Origin of the sequence: Treponema saccharophilum DSM 2985 (assembly GCF_000255555.1) — a bacterium.
Taxonomy (GTDB): domain Bacteria; phylum Spirochaetota; class Spirochaetia; order Treponematales; family Treponemataceae; genus Treponema_D; species Treponema_D saccharophilum.
Genome location: NZ_AGRW01000049.1, coordinates 1 through 19,521 on the forward strand (window position 1 = coordinate 1; position 19,521 = coordinate 19,521).

The 19,521-nt window shown below is 58.9% G+C and carries 17 protein-coding genes; 1 reads left to right on the forward strand and 16 read right to left on the reverse strand.

Annotated features, from left to right (window positions below):
* The 15 genes from TRESADRAFT_RS08350 to TRESADRAFT_RS08420 all read right to left on the reverse strand — a co-directional run.
* Positions 1-684 (reverse strand): ribosomal eL19 family protein (locus tag TRESADRAFT_RS08350; RefSeq protein WP_217169698.1); only part of this gene is annotated, 684 nt, incomplete at its 3' end.
* A 24-nt stretch (positions 685-708) separates the two neighbouring features.
* On the reverse strand, positions 709-1,224 hold the full coding sequence (locus tag TRESADRAFT_RS08355) for a hypothetical protein (RefSeq protein WP_040842719.1): 516 nt from the start codon (positions 1,222-1,224) through the stop codon (positions 709-711).
* 172 nt (positions 1,225-1,396) lie between these two features.
* The gene (locus TRESADRAFT_RS08360) at positions 1,397-1,693 is read right to left on the reverse strand and encodes a hypothetical protein (RefSeq protein WP_002704738.1); all 297 of its coding nucleotides are present in this window, start codon (positions 1,691-1,693) and stop codon (positions 1,397-1,399) included.
* A gap of 158 nt (positions 1,694-1,851) precedes the next feature.
* Positions 1,852-3,096: a tyrosine--tRNA ligase gene (gene tyrS / locus TRESADRAFT_RS08365; RefSeq protein WP_002704740.1), complete on the reverse strand. Its 1,245-nt coding sequence runs from the start codon at positions 3,094-3,096 to the stop codon at positions 1,852-1,854.
* 42 nt (positions 3,097-3,138) lie between these two features.
* Positions 3,139-5,619, reverse strand: coding sequence for an ATP-dependent Clp protease ATP-binding subunit (locus TRESADRAFT_RS08370; protein WP_002704742.1), 2,481 nt, complete (start codon positions 5,617-5,619; stop codon positions 3,139-3,141).
* 17 nt (positions 5,620-5,636) lie between these two features.
* Entirely contained in the window at positions 5,637-6,725 is a 1,089-nt protein-coding gene (locus TRESADRAFT_RS08375; protein ID WP_002704745.1) for an ATP--guanido phosphotransferase, read from the reverse strand.
* Complete coding sequence (locus TRESADRAFT_RS08380; RefSeq protein ID WP_002704747.1) at positions 6,718-7,275, reverse strand: UvrB/UvrC motif-containing protein; 558 nt, start codon at positions 7,273-7,275, stop codon at positions 6,718-6,720. Before TRESADRAFT_RS08380 ends, TRESADRAFT_RS08375 begins: the two co-directional genes overlap by 8 nt.
* A 322-nt stretch (positions 7,276-7,597) precedes the next feature.
* Positions 7,598-8,908 (reverse strand): ABC transporter permease, encoded by a 1,311-nt coding sequence (locus TRESADRAFT_RS08385; protein WP_002704749.1) that lies wholly within the window; start codon positions 8,906-8,908, stop codon positions 7,598-7,600.
* On the reverse strand, positions 8,905-9,609 hold the full coding sequence (locus TRESADRAFT_RS08390) for an ABC transporter ATP-binding protein (protein WP_002704751.1): 705 nt from the start codon (positions 9,607-9,609) through the stop codon (positions 8,905-8,907). The genes TRESADRAFT_RS08385 and TRESADRAFT_RS08390 overlap by 4 nt, the downstream gene beginning before the upstream one ends.
* Positions 9,610-9,639: 30 nt before the next feature.
* Entirely contained in the window at positions 9,640-10,929 is a 1,290-nt protein-coding gene (locus tag TRESADRAFT_RS08395; protein ID WP_002704752.1) for an ABC transporter permease, read from the reverse strand.
* 12 nt (positions 10,930-10,941) lie between these two features.
* Entirely contained in the window at positions 10,942-12,033 is a 1,092-nt protein-coding gene (locus tag TRESADRAFT_RS08400) for a hypothetical protein (protein ID WP_002704754.1), read from the reverse strand.
* Positions 12,030-12,914: a signal recognition particle-docking protein FtsY gene (ftsY, locus tag TRESADRAFT_RS08405; RefSeq protein WP_002704756.1), complete on the reverse strand. Its 885-nt coding sequence runs from the start codon at positions 12,912-12,914 to the stop codon at positions 12,030-12,032. Before ftsY ends, TRESADRAFT_RS08400 begins: the two co-directional genes overlap by 4 nt.
* 42 nt (positions 12,915-12,956) lie before the next feature.
* Complete coding sequence (locus TRESADRAFT_RS08410) at positions 12,957-14,717, reverse strand: hypothetical protein (RefSeq protein WP_002704757.1); 1,761 nt, start codon at positions 14,715-14,717, stop codon at positions 12,957-12,959.
* Positions 14,692-15,834, reverse strand: coding sequence for a peptide chain release factor 2 (prfB, locus tag TRESADRAFT_RS08415; RefSeq protein ID WP_002704758.1), 1,143 nt, complete (start codon positions 15,832-15,834; stop codon positions 14,692-14,694). The genes TRESADRAFT_RS08410 and prfB overlap by 26 nt, the downstream gene beginning before the upstream one ends.
* A gap of 18 nt (positions 15,835-15,852) precedes the next feature.
* A complete protein-coding gene (locus TRESADRAFT_RS08420; protein ID WP_002704759.1) occupies positions 15,853-16,146 on the reverse strand; it encodes a CRISPR-associated endonuclease Cas2 in 294 nt (97 codons plus the stop codon).
* Positions 16,147-16,313: 167 nt separating this feature from the next.
* On the opposite strand from TRESADRAFT_RS08420, the gene TRESADRAFT_RS08425 reads away from it, so the two are divergent.
* The gene (locus TRESADRAFT_RS08425) at positions 16,314-17,213 is read left to right on the forward strand and encodes a tetratricopeptide repeat protein (protein ID WP_040842721.1); all 900 of its coding nucleotides are present in this window, start codon (positions 16,314-16,316) and stop codon (positions 17,211-17,213) included.
* Here TRESADRAFT_RS08425 and TRESADRAFT_RS08430 read toward each other — a convergent pair.
* Positions 17,210-19,420, reverse strand: a complete 2,211-nt coding sequence (locus TRESADRAFT_RS08430; RefSeq protein WP_002704761.1) for a tetratricopeptide repeat protein — start codon at positions 19,418-19,420, stop codon at positions 17,210-17,212. The genes TRESADRAFT_RS08425 and TRESADRAFT_RS08430 overlap by 4 nt on opposite strands.
* Positions 19,421-19,521: the final 101 nt, after the last annotated feature.

A 19,521-nucleotide genomic window follows, 5' to 3' on the forward strand; every position in this document is an offset into this window, starting at 1 on the left:
TGCGACACTTTCTGCGGGGGCAATCTCCGCTTTCTCGGGCGCGATTTTCCCGTCGTTTTCCGCGGTCTCTTCGGAAGCGGGAACTGGCTCGTCGAGCTTCTCGTCCGCGGCGTTTTCTGCAGGAACATTCTCAAGCTTCTCGGGCGCGATTTTCCCGTCGTTTTCCGCGGTCTCTTCGGAAGCGGGAACTGGCTCGGAGAGATTCTCGTCCGCGGCGCTTTCTGCGGGGACGTCCTCCAATTTTTCGGGCGCGGATTTTTCCTCGGCGGAGGGCGGATTCGTCTCCGGCGATTCGTCGGTTTTTGGGGAGGACGCGGCGTCGGAGAGGACGGCGGAACCAGACGATTCCTCGTCCAGCGTTCCTATCCGCTTGGTGAGCTTCACGATAACATTCGAATTCTTCGCGATTCCGAGCGCAGCGGCGGCTTCGGGAGCCAAAAGGATGGCGACGCCCTCGCTCGGGTCTATCGTCCCGAGAACGAGGATGTCAATCGTTTTCCCGTTGGCGGTATTCGAGACGGAAAGGCTGTCGCCGGGAAGGTAGCCGACTGTCCGCGCAAAAAGGCCGGACGGAAGAACGCCCGGCTCGGCAACGGTCGCCCTTCCGTCGAGCGAGGGACGGGCGGCGGCATATACGGTCGTCACGAACAGGAAATTGAATACGGCACAGAACAACTTCTTCATTTTTTCATTCATCTCCCATTCTCCCTATTCGAGCGAGGAACTGACCTTCTTCGCGACCATCGAGGCGAACTTTGCTATCCCCTGCTCGTTGTCGTTCGACGACGTGACTTTTCCGGGCACGGATTCCCCGCCCAGCGACTCAAGCCCCGTAACGACGTCGTAGATTTTCCATTCCACCTTGTCGATGTTTCCGAGCATGGGAACGTCGGGAGCGGCCGATTTCGATTTCTTGAAGAACAGCTCCACGCGGACGAGGACATCCATCCCGCCGTCGTTGTTCTCTATCAGAGCCGCCTTAAGCGCCTTCCTGTTCTTCTCGTCGTCGTCGGAGGCGATACATATCGGTGAATTGGAGACAATCCGCCCGGCATCGAAAAAGTAATCTATCATCGACTGCTCGAAAAACTCTGATGTCGCCCACACCTTCTCCTGCCCGGGATTGTTCTGAACTATCTGCACGGAAACGGAACTTGCCTTCGCGAAGGCCGCCGAAAGGGAAAACGCCATAAAAACCACACAAGCAATGATTGTCTTTTTCATAATTCTCCGGATTCCCCGAGGGGAAAAGCGGGACCCGCAGCCTCCGGCCGGAGGTTCCGCAAAAGATACACTTTGTCCCTTAGAGTATCGGAATCTGAAATGAAAAATTGAGGAGCGGGAAAAAGAGGAAACGCCCGGAACAGTCGCGGGCTTGTAAATTTTTTGTAAAGCCCTATTTCCGCGTGATGATGATGTTCGAATTCTCGTCGGCGCGTATGGTCCAGCGCTGCTGCTCGAACGTCAGCCCGTGCTCGTATCCCGACGGGCACACGGAAATTCCCTTCTGCGTCGCGACAATTTCCGCCAGCGACTCCTTGTGGAAATACGAAATGCTGTCGGCGGAATACTCAATCCGGATGAACGTCCCGCGGCAGAAAAACGACTCGATAAGTTTTTGCGCCCCCGGAAAGACATCGGGGAACGCGGGCAATGCGGAGAAAGCGAGAGCGAAAGCAAGAATCCTTTTCATAAAAAACCTCCTTACCTTTATCGCCGCGTCTTTCCTTAAAAATAAGGTTCACCGTGAAATTTCCGGGATTCATTATTTTGAGGTGCCGCCTTTTTTTGGCGCGAAAAAAAAAGCGGGAGCAGCAGCCCCCGCCTCAAAGCAAAACTCAAAAAAGCGCGCTATTTGAGCACGACGCGGCAGAACTTCTTCTTTCCCGCGCGGAGGACGAATTCCCCGTCGGAATCGAGGTCGGCGGAAGTCACGCGCGCGTTCGCGTCGGCAATCTTCGTGCCGTTGAGCGACGCGCCGCCGCCCTGGACGAGCCGCCTCGCCTCTCCGTTGGAGGCGCACAGCCCCGCCGACACGAAGAGCGAGAGCACGCCCACGCCAGCCTCGACATCGGCGCGGGGAAATTCGACCGTCGGCATCTGCGTCTTGTCGCCCTCGCCGGAGAACGCCGCCTTCGCGCCCGCCCTCGCACCGTCGGCCTTCTCCTCGCCGTGGATAATCTTCGTCACCTCGTAGGCGAGCCGCTCCTTTGCGGCGTTGATGTCGCCCGCGCAAATCTCGTCGATTTCGGAAATCTCAAGGAACGTGAAGAGGCGGAAGAATTTCGCCACGTCCGGATCGGCGACGTTCCGCCAGTACTGGAAGAAGTCATAGACGCTCGTGAGCGACTCGTCGAGGAACACCGCGCCCTTCTCGCTCTTTCCCATCTTCTTTCCGTCGGCGCGCATGATGAGCGGGAACGTCAGCCCGAACGCCTGGTGGGCCGCGTTCAGCTCCTCCGTGCCGCCGAGCTTCCTTCTGATGAGGTCGACGCCCGCGGTGATGTTTCCCCACTGGTCGTCGCCGCCAATCTGGAGGCAGACGCCGTGCTTCTGGTGGAGCATGTAGAAGTCGTACGCCTGGAGGAGCTGGTAGTTGAATTCGATGAACGAAAGCCCCCGCTCAAGGCGCTGCTTGTACGCCTCGAACGTGAGCATCTTGTTCACGGAGAAGCACGAGCCGATGTCGCGCAAAAAGTCGATGTAGTTCAGACCTGCGAGCCATTCCTTGTTGTTCTCCGCCAGCGCCGTCTCGCCGTCGAAGCCGATGAATTTGTCGAGCTGCGCCTTTATCTTCTCCACGTTCGAGTCTATCTGCTCGTAGGAAATCATCTTCCTCATCTCGGTCTTGCCCGACGGGTCGCCGATTCTCGCGGTTCCGCCGCCGATGAGCGCGATTCCGTGGTGCCCGAATTTGCGGAGCCACCTGAGCGCGAAGAACGGAACCATGTGCCCGATGTGGAGCGACGGTCCCGTGGGGTCGCAGCCGACGTAGAACGTCACCGGCTCCCTGTCCATTTTGTCGGAAAGCGCCTTCTCGTCGGTGCACTGCGCGAAGAACCCGCGCTCCTTCAATGTTTCCAATGCCTTGTTCATTTTTATTTTCTCCAATCTTTGTAGATTTCTTTTTTATGTGCGTCAGCCGACGACGATTCCGCCGTCCTCGCCGAGTGCGACGCGGACATTCCCGTCGGCGGGAACCGCATTGCTGAGAATCAGCGTCGCGAGCCTGTCCTCAATCTCGCTCTGCACGATTCTCCTCATCGGGCGCGCGCCGAGCTCCGGGTTGTAGCCCCTGTCGAGGAGGAACGAGCGCGCCTCAGGCGACACGTCAAGCGAAATCGACTTCTCCGCCACGCGCTCCTCAAGCTCGGAAAGCTGGATGTCGAGGATGCGAGAGACCTGCTCCCTCGTCAGCGGGTCGAAGACGACGACGTCGTCGATTCTGTTGAGAAGCTCCGGACGCATAATCTTCTTGAGCTCCTCCATCGCGTTCGCCTTCATCTCGTCGTGCGAGAGCGTCCCGCCCGGCAGCGCCGCGAAGCCGAGCTTCCGTTCCGCGGAAATCTCGCGGGCGCCGGCGTTGCTCGTCATTATGATGACGGTGTTCCTGAAATTGACGGTGTGCCCGAGGTTGTCGGTAAGCTCGCCCTCCTCGAGAATCTGCAGCATCAGGTTGAATATGTCCTCGTGCGCCTTCTCGATTTCGTCGAAAAGGACAATCGAATACGGTTTCTGCCGCACGCGGTTTGTCAGCACGCCGCCCTCGTCGTAGCCGATGTAGCCGGGAGCCGCACCGATAAGGCGCGACGACGTGTGCTTGTCCATGAATTCGCTCATGTCGATTCGTATCAGGGCGTCGTCAGAGCCGAACAGGAATTTCGCGAGCGATTTCGCCAGCTGCGTCTTCCCCACGCCGGTCGGCCCGAGGAAGATGAACGAGCCGATAGGGCGGTTCGGGCTTGAGACGCCAGAGCGGCTCCTCCTCACGGTTCCGGAAAGGAGGCGCACCGCCTCGTCCTGCCCGACGACCATGCGGTGAATCTCGTCCTCCATCGAAAGGAGCCGCTTCGACTCGTTGGAGTCGAGCTGCTCGAGAGGGATTCCCGTCATGTCGGAGACGATACGCTCGATGTCGGAGACGGTCACGACCCGCTTCTCGTTCGCAGCCGCGCCCTTTATGCGGGCGGAAACGGCGTCGAGCTTCTCGCGGAGGGCGTTCACCTTGTCGCGGGCGACCGCAGCCTCCTCGAAATTCTGCGACTTCACGAGCCGTTCCTTCTCATCGGAAAGGGAATCAATCTGCGCCTCTATCTCGAGAAGCTCCGTGTTCTTCTGCCCCTCGGCGATTTTCTTCGCGCTCCCCGCCTCGTCCATCACGTCTATCGCCTTGTCAGGAAGCTGCCTGTCGTGGATGTAGCGGACGGAAAGGCTGACGATTTTCTCGATGACGCCGTCGCCGTAGACGACATTGTGGAATTCCTCGTAGCGCCCCTTGAGCCCGTTAACGATTGCGACGGCATCGGAGAACGAAGGCTCGTCGACGCTCACCGTCTGGAACCGTCTTTCGAGCGCCGAATCCTTCTCGATGTATTTCCGGTATTCCTTGAGCGTCGTCGCCCCGATTACCTGAATCTCCCCGCGTGAAAGCGACGGCTTGAGGATGTTGCTCGCGTCCATCGCGCCCGAGCTATCCCCCGCGCCTATCATCATGTGAATCTCGTCGATGAACAGTATTATGTCCTTCGACTCGACAACCTCGGAAATCATGCGCTTCATGCGCTCCTCGAAGTCACCGCGGTAATGCGTCCCCGCAACCATCGCCGTAAGGTCGAGCGAGAGAACGCGCTTGCCGAGCAGCCCGAACGGAACGTCGCCGGACGCGACCTTGCACGCGAGCCCCTCCGCGACGGCAGTTTTCCCGACGCCCGGCTCGCCGAGCAAGATGGGGTTGTTCTTCGTCCTGCGGCTGAGAATCTGCACGACGCGCGCGATTTCCTTGGAGCGCCCTATTACGGGGTCGATTTTCCCCGCCTTCGCGAGCGCGGTCAAATCGCGCGTGTATTTTTCGAGGAACGCCCCCGATTTCTGCTTTCCCGATTTCTTAGCGCCAGCATATTCCGGCTCGCGGTTCTCCTCCGAATTCTCCTCCTCGCCCTCGCCGAGAAAGTTCCGCGCCTCCTGAACCTGCCGGGCGGCCTGCCTGAGCGAGTCGAGCGTGATTCCCGCGTGGTCGAAGAATTTCGACATCATGCTGCCCTCCTCAAGGCTCGATCCGATGAGGATGTGCTCCGTTCCGACGTAGTTGTTCTTCATCGAGCGCGACTCGATGAACGACGCGTCGATGACGGAGCGGAGGCGGTGCGACGGCTGGAGAACGCCCAGCCCCTTCGATGTCGGGACGCCGCTTCCCGAGACGAACTGCTCGAGCATAAGCTGGAGCGAAAGAACGTTCACGCCCAAATTCTGGAGCATCTCGTATCCGTATCCCTCCGCATTCTTCAAAAACGCGAGGAGAACGTGCTCGGGGTTCAGCTCATACGCCCCGCTCTGCCGCCCCTCGTTCTGCGCGAGGACAAGTATATGGTTCACCAGATTCGACAATTCTATTTTTTTCATAAAAACTCCGTATTCTTTCAGCGGACCGAAAGCCCCGCGAACGTCTCCTGCACGATGAGCGAGCGGATATGGTTTTCGCGGAGCGTATCGTTCGTGGCGACATCCTGCGGGAACTGGAATTTCCTGCTCTTCATGAGGAACATAAGGTGCCCGCCCTGGATCCTGTAAAGCAGAGCGCGAAGCTCGCTGTCCGTAACGCCGGAAAGAAGCCCCGCGTTCACGCCGAGTTTGACCGTGGAAACAAGCTCCACCGTCTCCCTGAACGGAAGGAGCAGCGAGAATTTCGCACGCGAATATGCCGAATACACCCGGTCGCGGATTTCCGTCCCCCGGGCCGACAAAAGCTCCTTCAGAAGCCGCCGCTCGGTATCGGCAAGGTATTTCACCGCGCCGACGAGCGAGGCAAGCTGCTCAATCTCGCTGCCGCCACCGGCCGTCTTCGTGGAAATCTGGTAGAAATTCCCGAGCGAGCTTCCGGCTTCCGCGCCAAGACCGAAACAGTCGCGCACGGATATCCCCTTCCTGTCAAGCTCGACGAGGATTTTCTTGACGTTCCCGGACATCGTTATCGCGGGAAGATGGACGCGGCAGGAAACTTTCATGCCGCTTCCGCAATCGGCGACGGACGAAGTCAGATAGCCGCGGTCATAGTTCGCCGCGAACTGTATCGTCTGCTGCAGCTCGTCGTCGATTCCCTTGCAGAGGGTGAACGCATCGACGCCGGCAAGCCCGGACTTGAAGGCAGCGATGCGGAGGTGGTCGCAGTCGTTTATAACCGCGGAGATGTAGCCGTCCGTACGGATTATAACGCCGCAGCCCGTCGAGGACGGCACCGACTGCTCCATGACGCCACGCTCGCAGAGGATACGGCGCCCGACATCGTCGAGATTTGACGTGAATATCGCCTGAAACCGGTCCGGTTCGGACGTGTGGAGGAAGGAATCGAAAACAAGGCTGCGCACGCGGTCATAGTCATCGTCCTTCATGCAAGAGGGGAACGCGAAGCTCGCCAAATCTCTCGCGAGCCGCACCCGTGTCGAAAGCACGACGTCGGAATCGGGGCCGTCGTCCGTGTACCATGCGTCGCCGGACGGTGAGTCACTCATCATCGCCTCCGTTATCCGCTTCCCCCGCATCCGCGCCGTATACGGGAGTCTTCTCGAGCGCGCGCAGGTAATCGCGGTAGACGGCGGCCTTCTCGTAATCCTCGTTCCGGAGCGATTCCTCAAGTTTTCCCTGAATCGCGAGCCGTTTCGTTATGACCGAGTTGAAATTCCGTATGCGAAGGGGCCGCGAGCCGGTATATGCCGACGTCACCCCGATGTTTTTCAGTATGTCGGAGATTTCCCCGCGGAAAACCTCGTAGCATTCCGGGCAGCCCGCCTTCCTGCTGCGCTTTATCCTGAAAAGGCTCGTCCCGCAGACGGGGCACAGCTTCTTGCCGTCAGGTGAGCGAGCCTCCTCGCCGTCCTTCGACTTCACGCTCAGGAACGCCTCGAACAGGGCAGAGACGCTTTTTCCGAACGACTTCGAGTCTGGCGTGATTCCGTATTGCCGGGCGCACTCAAGGCAGATGTTCAGTTTCTTCGGCGGAGTGACGTTCGACTGCTCGATGAAGAGCACCGCCTCGTTTTCTTGGCAAATACTGCAAATCATTTGTACTTCCTGACAGCAAATATCGATTGTTTTCGGCAATGTCCGCAATTCCGGCTGAAAAAAAGCAATGCGGCTCGACGGGAGGCATACGCCCCTCTCGCGGAAAAAGCCTTGTTTATTATAGAAAGAAATAAACCCGCCCGAAAACAGGTTTCCGCTCCTCGCGGCATCGAAATCCGCAAAAAAAAATCGGCGCCGCACCCGCATGAAATCCGTTCGGAAAACGATATTATCGGACAGCTCTATTATAGAGCGGAAATCCCGAATTTCCGGGCGGAACGACGCCCTTTCGGGAATCGGGCAGGCAGCCTCTTTATAATAACTAAATCTTTCTCAAAGTTTCAATCGGTTTTTCGGAGCCTGCCTTCAGCGCGGGCCACGCGCTCATGAGGAGCGACAGGACGAGCGTCCCGCTTCCGATGACGACGAGCTGCGCGAGGGGAACCGAAAGCGGGATATCCTGAAGGTAATACGCCGGGTCGAGGAGCCTGATGTCGGAAATCCCGCCCGCAGAGCCGTGCACGAGGGCGGAGGCGAAATGCGCGAGGATGTTCACGAGATGCTCTGTCGCGCCCATTATCGGATTGAAATTCACCGCGCACAGAAGCCCCACCGGAATCCCGAAAAGCACGCCGAGAAGCCCGGACATCATCCCCGTGACGAGGAACGACAGCGCGATTCCTGACGAGGAGCCGCCGAGGCTTTTCAGTATGGCGATTTCCTTCCGCCGCTCCATCACGAGCATGACGAGCGCGCTTGATATGTTCACGGACGCGACGAGGACAATCAGCATCATTATGAAAAGCAGCATTATCCGCGTCGACGAGAAATTCTCGAATTCCGCCGAATGGAGCTCGCTCCACCGGTAGACCATGACGGACTGAGGAACGGCGCCCTCAACGCGAGAGGCAATCCGCTCGAACGCGATTCCGAACGCGTCCTCCGTCTCGACGCCCACCGAAAACCGGGACGAGCGCGGGGAGAGAATCCCGAACGCGGACTCGAACGGAACGAACACCCAGAGCGCGTCAAGCTCCTGATAACCGCTCGACACGATTCCGGAAATGACGAACGACGTCACTTTCGGGAGGACTTTTCCGCCGGCGCCGCTCCTGACGGTGATGAGCCTGAGCTGGTCGCCGACTCCGACCCCGAGTTTTTCCGCGAGGTTCGCCCCGACGACGGCGGACTTGTCATCAGAAAGCGATGTTTCGCCCGCGACGACCTTGAAAAGCGACGAAAACGAACGGTTCGACGTGAAGATGTCGCGCTCGACTCCGCGGATTGTCGCACCGGTCCGCCCCATGCGCGACGCGGCAAGCCCCGTCCCCTGCACCTCAGGCTGCGCGCCGACGACGCCATCGACGCCGCGGAGCTTTTCCGCCATCTCGCGCAGCGTCTGCGCGTCCGCGCTTTTGAAAACGCAGCTCAGGTGCGACGACGACAGGCCGATTATCCGCTCGGTTATTCCCTCTATCATTCCGTTCGACACGGTGAGCACCATGACGAGCGGGACGAGGCTTATCCCGATGCAGAAAGTCGCACCGACAAGGCTCCTCCGCGCGTTCGATTTTTTTCCCGTGCGTGGAAAGAGAAGCCGGGACGCGAAAAGCAGCGACGACGACACCCTCATAAAGCGCCCGCCTCCGAAAGCTTCCCGTCGCGAATCGAATAGCGGAAATCGCCGTTCGCAGCAAGGGACATGTCGTGCGTTACGAGGATAAGCGTCTTCTGGTATTTGTCCGCCATGGAAAAAAGGAGGGAGCCAATCATCCCGGCATTCGCGGGGTCGAGGTTTCCGGTCGGCTCGTCGGCTAGTATGAGTTTCGGGTCGTTGACGAGCGAGCGGGCGACGGCGACGCGCTGCCGTTCCCCGCCGGAAAGCTGCGACGGAAGATGAGCTGCGCGGGAAGAAAGCCCGACATCGCAAAGAAGCTGCCTCGCACGCTCCATCGCGATTTTTCTCGGGACGCCCGCCATATACGCGGGAAGGAAAACGTTCTCGAGCGCGGTGAAATCCTTAAGAAGGTAATGGAACTGGAATATCAGCCCGAGGAAAGCCGAGCGGTATGTCGCAAGCCCGTCCTCGGAAAGCGACGTCACCTCGTATCCGCCCGCCCGGATTGTCCCGGACGTCGCGGTATCGAGCCCGCCGAGTATGTTCAGGAACGTGCTCTTCCCGCTCCCGCTCTGCCCGACAATGGCAACCTTCCTTCCTTTCTCGACGTCGAAATCAAGCCCTTTCAGAATCGTAAGCGTCTCGCTGTCCGTCGTATACGTCTTCTCAAGACCCCGTATCGACACGACGATTTCGCGCCCGTTGCACTCTTCCACTCTGCTCCTCCTTGCAAAAATTCCCGCGGACTACTCATCGCGCATGACTTCCGCGACAGTCATGCGGAGGATTCCCCTGCTCGCGCCCCAGCTCGCTATAAGAGACGAGAAAATCCCGAAAACAGTGATGAGGAAAACCTCAAGCGGAACGATTTTCGGGGGGATGCTCGCGTACACGGTGAACATCAGGTTCTCGCGGACGAATGCGGCATTCGCGGGCGACACGAGCATTGTCGCGAAAAGCTGGATATAATACGAGAGCTTCGACATCAGGAAAAACACGGACTCCATCCTGACGCACAAAAGAAGCCCCAGCGCAAGCCCGGGAACGGCGCCCGAGAATCCGATGAGGAACCCCTGCGCGATGAAAATCGACTGAATTTGCGGGTGCCTTCCGCCGAACGCGGACATGACGCTAATCTCCTCGCGCCGCTCGTACACCATCCTGCGCATCCCCGAGAATATGTTGATTCCGACGACGACGAATATGAGGAAGACGAGAAGCATGAGCATGTTCTTCTCCACGCGAAGCGCGCCGAAAAACGAGCGGTTGTAGCTTCTCCACGAGTCGAACGAAAATCCGGGAAACAGCCGCGAGAATTTCTGCACGGCGCGCGAGTCAGACGACGAGTCGGACAATTTTATCCCGTACACGACAGGCGCGCTCCCGCCGAAATACTTCCGCCCGTCGTCGATGTTTATGAACGCGTACGCGCCGTTTATCTCCGCGTAGCCCGTGTGGAAAATCCCCGTGACGGTAAAAACGCGGTCGAGCGAGACAAGCTCGACGTCGGCGCCGCCGGAAAGCGCGTACAAGTTCACGACGGAGCCGACGCGCACGCCGAGCTTCCGCGAAAGCTCCGAGCCGAGCACAATCGAATTCGGGGAGGAAAGGTCGAAATGGCCGCTCCACACGCGGAGCTCCCGGCTCAATCCTTCGTCGTAGTCGCAGATTTCCGGCGGAACGGCACGCACGAGGGCAGCGCACTGCATCTCGCCGCGCCCTACCATCAGGCTCTGCGCCTCAATGAACGGCGTGACCGACGCGACCTCCGGAAGCTCCGAGACGGCAGCGACAAAATCCGCGTCGCGCCCGGCGCTTTCCTTCCCTGTCGCGCGCACGTGGTACGAGCTCACCTCCATAATCGCCGAGATGAAGCTCATCTGGAAACCGTTCATGACGCTGATGACCGTTATCAGCGTCATAACGCCGAAGCATATGCCGAGCGACGCGAGGAAAGACGTGACAGCCGAGCGCCCCTTCCTGTCGACGCGCGAGAATCGCCTCGAAACGAAAAAAATCCATCTGCTGAAAAACATCGCACACCCGCCTCAGAAGTCGCGTCTCCGCACTTCTACGTCGTTGAAATAAACGGTCTCGGAAACCTTGACGCCGCCGGAAAAACGCGCCAGGACGGAAAATCCGCCGTCAAAGAACGTCCGCTCCGAGTACGATTCCTCGCCGGAATACACCCGTTCGAGACGGAGCTCGCCGTCCTCGTACATCCTGCAGTCAGGCTCCTTTCCCGCGCCGCCGTAATCGAATTCCTTCCGCGAGGATGACGAGCCCGCTGCCTTCTTCGTCATGCGCTCCCCATCCTTCGTTTTTTTCGCGGCATCCTCGTAGAACCGCCGCTCGACATTCTCCGCGACAAGGCGGTTCTCGCCGTCGTACGCACGCTCGGTAACTCTGAGAGGGAAAACAGCCCCGAAATCGTCGAGGACGGACTCCTCGATGCGGACGGGAAGGCCGGACGGAGAAAATTCAACATGCGACCGTTTTTTTCCCGCGAAATCCGTCTCCGTGCTGCTTGAGGGAACGCTTCCCCCGTCGTAGCTGAGCCTCGTCTCGGAAAAGCGCTCCATCGAGCGCGCGTTCTGCCCGATTCCGAAAATCTCCACCGAGACAAGCCTGCCCGTCATGTCGAACGCCCGCCGCTTTATCCTCGATTTGTACGCGGAGACGATGACGATGCCGCCGCCGTCACGCCGAAATTCCGTCTGCTCGCCGTCGAATGAGAAGCGCCTGACGTTCCCCGACGCGTCGCCGAACACGAATTCCGGAACGGTCTCCGCATCCTTCGCCCCCGCATCCTCCCCGCCGGTTATCCCGCGGCCGCTCCGCCCGTCGAGGGACTCAAGAAGCTCCGTCGCGTCGAATCCCTCCGCTGAAAAAAGGGAAGGCTCTATCGCGATGAACGACGATTCGTATTTCTCCACAAGCGAAACGCGGTAATCAGCCACGCGCCACGTTCCGGCGGCTTTCTTTTTCCCGGAAAAAAGGGCGACGCCGTCCCTGAAAACCTCGCGCGGGCTTTTCCTGAAATCGGGAAAAAAAAGCGCCTCCGAACGAAATGCCGGAAAAAGGAGGAGCGCAAGGGCAAAAATCGCGCGGAGAAAAGCCGGCGAATGTCGCGCGCTCATGAAATCCCGAGGAATTCCTTCGTATACGACTCGGGATTGAACGGCATAATGTCGCCGTACCCCTCGCCCGTGCAGACGAACGCGACCGGAATCCCAAGCTCGCGCCCTATCGTGAACGCGACGCCTCCGCGCGCCGTCGAGTCGTATTTCGTGAGCACAATCGCGTCGACCTTGACCGATTCGGAGAAAACCTCCGCCTGCCTGAGCGCGTTCTGCCCCGTCGTGGCGTCGATAACGAGGAATTTACGGTAGCAGCCCTCGTCAGCCTTCTGCGCGGCAATCCTGTCTATTTTCTGAAGCTCGCGCACAAGGTTCTCCTTGTTGTGGAGGCGCCCCGCCGTGTCCGCGACGACGATTCCGCCGCCCGAAGCGCGCACCGCCTCCGCCGCATCGAACACGACAGCGGACGGGTCCCCGCCGTGCTGGTGCGCCACGACACGAATTCCCAGACGGCTTCCGTGCATCTCAAGCTGCTCCTCTGCCGCGGCTCGGAAGGTATCGCTCGCCGCCATGACGACGTTCGCGCCGCTTTCCTTGTATCTGCGCGCGACCTTTGCCGCCGTCGTCGTCTTTCCGACCCCGTTCACGCCGAGCATCATCAGGACGCTGACCTTCCCCGGCTCGGGTGAAAATTCCGCGGCGCTGACGAACGGAAGGAGGAGCGACATAAGCTCGCCGCGCACCTCTTCCTCCGTGCTGATTTTTTTCTCGCGGCAGACCTTCCTGAGCTGCTCGGACAGCTCGAACGCCATACGCGCGCCGATATCGCCCTCGACGAGCGCGTCTGTCAAATCGTCGAAGAATTCGTCGTCAATTTTCGGAGTTTTTCCGATTGCGCCGAACATATTCCTGATTTTCTCGGCGAATGAAAACAAAGCCATATCCCCACGTCCTCCTTGATAAAAGCGGCTGCCCGCCCCGTTTTATTGCCGGGGCACCTGCCCGCCCGCCTCTTTTCCGCCTTCCGTCTCTTCTTTTTCCGGAGGCGCGATTACGCCACAAACCTGCTCGTCGGCGACATTCATGCGAACGGGAACGGTGTCGGCAAGCGTGCTGACAATCCGCCGCTCCGGCTTCCTGTCGATTCTCGCCTCCGCGGGAAGGACGCCGTTCGCCGACCAAAGATAGCGCACCATCTCCACTACGAACCAAACGCCGAGCGCCGCCGAAATTCCCTTCGTCACGTTCGAGCGCATCTGCCACGCGAGCGCGTCGTCGTACGTTCCGCGCCCGAGATAATACGAGTTGTTCGCCGACTCGAATTCGCCCATGCAGTAGAACGTCGCCGGAAGCGAGCATATAAGCGCGCTGTAAGCCAGATACATCCCGCGCCGCCGCCTGTCGATGTTCTCCGCCCTGTCGTACGGCTCCGCGTTCACGACGAGGGACGCACCGTCCGAGGCGATTTTCTCAGGAATCCGGACGAACGCACGCTCCCCGGTCGACGAATCCTCGAAAACGGAAAGGACGTTCTTCCCGTTCACGGAAATGCGCGCCCTGTCATCCGAATAGCCGAAATGGGACGACTCTATCGCGCCCGTAAGGAAAAAACCGTCCCTGAAATGCCCCAGCCGAATGTCCATCCCGCCGTCGAATTCCGGGACGAGCTCCGCGCGGACGACGAAACGCCCGTCATCCTTGAACGGATACGTCAGGACGGCAGGCTCGAACCCCTTCGCCTCCACGCAGACGGTATGGATTCCGGCATCAAGTATCACCGCGCTTCCGATGTCTGAATGGACGACGCCGTCAATCGTGACGACAGCCGACGGGCGCGCGTTCTCCGGCTCGATATGGAAATCGACGACGACAGGAAAACTGTTCGCCACTTTCGGCAGTATTTTCTGCACGAGCCGCTTCGCAAGCGGGACAAGGTCGCCGAGCGCCCCCACATCGCTTACGGAACCGACGCTTTTCGCGCCCGGATAAACGAAAACCTCGGCAGTCACGCCGACATACTCGCCGTAGACAGAGATTGTCCCCGTCACAAGCCCGTTTATTTTTGCCGCCACGACCTCGCGCGAAAAATCGTAGCTCCCGACACCCGACGAGGCGGCAGTTTCCGACGGGACGAACAGCGTCCCCGGGTCGTCCTTGTACAGCCTGACCGGCTCCGCGACAATCTCGCCGCCCTCATCGCGCCTGAAAAACGGGAACGGGAACGGCAAGCGCTGCCCGATTCCGTCCGACAGTTTTTTGAAAAAACCGGGTCCGTCCCCGTCGCGCCCCTCCTCATCGGCTTCCTTCCCGCCCGACGCCTCGTCCGCCTTGCGCAAGTTCTCCTCAATCTTTTCCTGGATTTCCCGCACGGCGTCGTCCGCCGAAACGAGCGCCTTCTCGAGCTCGCGCGGGCTTTTCTTTGACACGACGAGCGAATCGCGCTCCTTGACCGCTTTTGAAAGCTGCAGAAAAAGCGAGAGACGCTCGGTCAGGAGCGAATCGAGGTTCCTGTCGAGCGTCTCGCCGGGCGGCAGTACGCGCGTCTTGTTCGATGAGACCTGCTCAAGCATGAGCTGCGGAAGAACCTCGGACGCCTTCACGACGCTTTCCGGAGCCTGCTGCCTGTGCGCCACGGAGAACGCCTGCGCCGCGAGAACCCAGTCGCCGGAAAAGACCGGCGCGGAAACGAGAAAAGCGGCGGCGCAGAGGAGAATTACCCTAAATCTCTTCGTCAGAGTCGTCATCTCCGCCGAGAGGAACACCCTTCCACTGCGCCTGAAGGAACGAATCGATGAACTGGTCTATGTCCCCGTCCATTACCGCCTGAATGTCGCCGACGGAGAATTTCGTCCGGTTGTCCTTCACCATCGTGTAGGGCTGGAAAACATACGAGCGAATCTGGTTTCCCCAGGAGATGTCCTTCTTCTCCGCCCCGAATTTCGCCGTCTCCTTCTGCCGCTGCTCCTCATAATACGCATAGAGCTTCGCCCGCAGGAGGTTCATGCACGTCTGACGGTTCATAATCTGGCTCCGCTCGCTGTCGCACTGGACGACGATTCCGGTCGGAAGATGCGTGAAGCGGACCGCGGAATCGGTCTTGTTGACGTGCTGGCCGCCCTTTCCGCCGGAACGGTACGTATCGACGCGCAAATCCTCCGGGCGGATGTTCACCTCGATGGTGTCGTCGAGAATCGGGAAGATAAAGACGGAGCTGAAAGACGTGTGCCTTCTCGCGTTCGCGTCGAACGGGCTGATTCTGACGAGACGGTGGACGCCCGCCTCCCCCTTGAGATGCCCGTAGACGTAATCGCCCTCAATCTGTATAGTCGTCGATTTTATTCCGCCCTCGTCCTCCTGAAGGTCGACCGTCTCAAGCTTGTAGCCGTGGCGCTCCGCCCAGCGGATGTACATGCGGGAAAGCATATACGCCCAATCGCACGCCTCCGTTCCGCCGGCGCCCGCATGTATCGTGAGGAAGCATCCGTTCTTGTCGGCCTCGCCCGAAAGCAGGTTCAGGATGCTCAGCTCCTCGAACCGCTTCTGAGCCGCTTCAAGGTTCGTGCGCACCTCCGCCTCAAGGGAGCCGTCGTCGTCGCCGTCCTCAATCGCAAGCTCGTAAAGCGTGGAGATGTCGTCCGCCTGCGAAATCAAATCGCGCCACGGCTCGATGCGCCCCTTGAGAAGCTTGAGGTCGTTCATGACCTTCTGCGCCTTTTCCGTGTCGTTCCAGAATCCTTCGGCGAGCGTTTTCGCCTCGGTCTCCTTTATCTTGCGCTCTATCGACTCGGGGTCGAGCTTTTCCCAAACGCCTTGAATGTCCTTCCTTAGAGATGAGATGGGTTCTTTCAATTCTTCGAGCATATCTGCACTTCTCCGTAACTACTCTTTTTTAGTCTGCTCCGACGCGCCGAGAACGCACTTTCTCCATTTTTTGTGGAGCAGCTCCGTAATCGCGAAATTCGAATTTATCGGGAACTGGTATATCCTGAGCTTGTCGTAGTAATCTGTAACGCTGTCGATTTCCCTTTTTAGGACGGCAAGCTGAGCCTCGTTTATGTTCATGCACTCCCAGCAGGCGCGCTGAACCTTCCTGAAACTGTACCTGGCGAGTATCGTCGCCATCGCCTTGGCGGAATCCATGCCGCCCGGATCCAAAACAACAGACACAAACATTTGTATAGAATAGAGAAATCGGATTGTCTTGTCAAACGAAACGCGCCCGAACGCCCTGAATTCGCGGGGACTGAGGAGCAGTTTTGTCTATACGCCTATCCCAAAGCGCGCGGAAAACGCCGGCCGCCCGTCTTGACAACGGAGTTTTTTTCGGCAAGATTTGACGAATGCTCGCAGGAAGAAAAATCATGGGAACAGCGCTCGCGCTCGCGCTTTTTGCCGCGCCATCATGCGCCGAGCAGGCGCAGAACCCGATATGCACGTCGATTCGGGCATCGCAGTCGACCCCGAACACGGTGAAGATAACGTGGACGGTCCCGAAAGACGCGCGCATGAAAGCGGGCGCGCTCCTTCTTTTCCGCTCAGACTCCCCGCTCAACAGCCTTGATGGGCTTGAGCCGCGGGCGGAGCTTCCCTCCTTTGCGGATTCGTTCCATGACAAAATCGAAAAATACGGCGACTACTACTACGCCGTCGCGGTGAAAGAAGAAGGCGGCGGCGCGTTCCCCCTCCTTGTCCCGGAATCGAACGTCACGGTCAAGCCGGTCAGGCTCAGGAAAACGGAAGTCGCGGCGCAGAACATGGGCGCGGGGAAGACGTACGAGGACGGGCAGATGCGCGAGCGCCCCCTCCCGTTCATCGACATGTTCGACCTCGAATTCGATTTCTCGGAAAAGAAGGGAAACATCAGCGCGGAGACGACGGAAATCGCGCGGGAGCTTGCCGGGATTTACGCGGACAAGCGCGTCGTGCTCGCGCCGCACGTCTTCGACGAGGACCTCATGTCATCAGCGAGCGGCGACGACTATTTCCTGTTCGAGATTCTGAAAGACCATTTCATAAAAAAGGATTACAAAAAGAGCGAGGAGAAGCTCCTGTCGTTCCTCGCCGTGAACAGACCGAGGCAGATAGCCGAAAGGGCAACATTCTACCTCGGGGAGGCGAGATATTTTTCGGGCGACTATAAGGGCGCGATAGAATCGTTCCTGCAGGTGGGCGAGACGAGGAGCGCGCTGGCACGTAAATGGATAGACTCCTCGCTCGACCTCTATAAAATAAGCGACTAGCGGATTCCCCGAATGAGGTCGAGGACGAGCGGCGTCTTGACGATGCCGAGCTCGTTCGCGTCGAGCTTCTTGCGCTCGGCAGGAAGAATCCTGTCGCCGTCTTCCCCGGCGGCGGGCGACGTGTCGGAAATGGCGCCCGCATTCTCGCCACCGTCTTCGGGAAGGACGCGGACAAGCACCTCGTCGCCGACGTTCACGCGGTCGTAGAACCCGTTCTGCTCAAGAACGCCCTGAGAGATTTCCTCGCCGACCTTCGAAATCGTGATGGTCCCGAGCGAATCCTTCTCGTCGAATCGGACGCCGCGCCCCATATCGACCGTCTGGATTTTTCCCGCCTTGACGACATCGAGGACGGCGTTCTCCTTCATTCCCTCGACGAAGCCAAGGTCCACGACGATATCGTTGACGCTCCGCCTTATTATCTTACCGCGGACGGGGAGCATTCCCAAAACGTCGCGCCTGAACGCCCGCAGAATCGAGGCGAACCTGTCGTTTCCCGTTCTGAAATAGTTGAGCGAGTCCGTCTCCGTTCCCGTTCGTCCGGAATACACCTTCGCATCCATTGAAATCTCGCGCTCAGTCTCCTCGACGCCGACAATCACGAAATAGTCGAGCTTGCTTTTCCGCGCGAGACGGTATGCCTCGCTGTAGCCGCTGACGGCACCGTTGTGGATGACGACGGAAGTCGTCGCGATTCCGCCGAAAATGTCGGAAATCATCCCCGTCACGACTTCCTCGCCGTCGGTATGGACCATCCTTGACGGAGAGCTTACATAGTAGACGCCGATGTTCCATCTCACCTTGTCGAGATAGAACGGGTCGACGTTCCATTCAGACGAGAGCGAGTATTTCATGAGGGACTCATATGCCTCTATCGTGTAGTTGACGATGTTCTCGCGGCGCGTCGGTTTCTCGGAAGACGGCTTCATCGACGACTTTATGAATTTGAGCTGCTGGAGATAAAGCTCGTCGAGCCCCGAGCGCGAAAGCAGCTCCGCGAATTCCGCGCGCGCCTCCATGTTGTTCGGGTCGACTTTGAGCGCGCGCTGGTATTCGTAGCGGGACTCCTCCCCCATAAAAACCTTCCCGTAGTCGCGCGCCTTCTGGACATGATATGAAGCCCAGCCGCTCCGCCTCGAATCCTCAATCGGAACAGACTTCGCGACGGCAAGCTCAAGGGCGGCACGCATCATCTCGTCCTGAGGGTTCTCGTCAAGCCCGCCCGACCACGTCGTCACCGCCTTGCCGGATTCCCCGCGCCTCATCTCGGAAAGCCCCTTCAAATACCACGCCTCGGAAGTCTTCCTGTTTTTTGAAATAAGGTACGAGCAAATATCGATGGTGTCGTCGTAGCGTTTCTGCGAGAAGAGGATGTTGGCGAGAAGCACGTACGCCTTGCTGAACGAGCCGTCAATCTGGACAGCCGCGCGGGCACGCCGCTCCGCCTCCTGATAATCCCCGCGCCGCGCCGACAGATACGCGGCGAGATAATGGACTTCGGCATCGCCTGAATGGAATTTCAGCGCCTGCTCTATGTACGTCTGCGTCGCATCGAAATTCCCCATCTCGGCGGAAAGGAGCGCGAGCGAAAGGAGCGCCTTTCTGTTGTTCGTCTGGCGCTTGAGCGCGTCGAGGTAGAGCTGCCGCGCGCCCGAGAAACTTCCGCTGAACAAATCTATCTCGGCAAGCCCGAAACGGGCGTCGATGTTGTTCGGATTCGTCCTGATTATATCGGTGAAAACCTTCTTCGCGTCGTCGAGCCGCCCGAGCGATATGTAAATCATCCCGCGGAGGTTCTGAATCTCCGTGCGGTTCTTCGCGAATTTCTCGGCGGACTCAAGGTATGTCAGCGCGAGGCTGTAGTCCCCGACGGCGTAGGTGACCTCGGAAAGGCGGAACCACGCGTCGCCGTACGACGGATTTGCCTGAAGCGCCTGCTGATAATCCTCCGAGGCGCCGTAGTAGTCCTCTTTGTTCTGTTTCGCCATGCCGCTGTCGAAGAAATCGACCGCGCCCGACGCGAAAGCCCGGGGCGACGCAAAGAAAAGCCCCGACAAGACGAGCGGCAGGAAAACGCCGAGCCGCAAACCGCAGCGCGGAACGCCCTGAAAGAATCCGGAGATTCCGCAGAAAGATGATGGAGCGATTCCATTTCCGGAATCCCCGGCCGACTCGAATATCCTCGCGTTATGCATTCGTATTTTCATTTGACACTGACTCTTGTTTTTTGAAATTGAGGTGAGCCCGAAGAGGCACGTCCAGCCTTTTTCAACGGGCGACCTGCGGACACGCGCGCAAAACGGCGGCG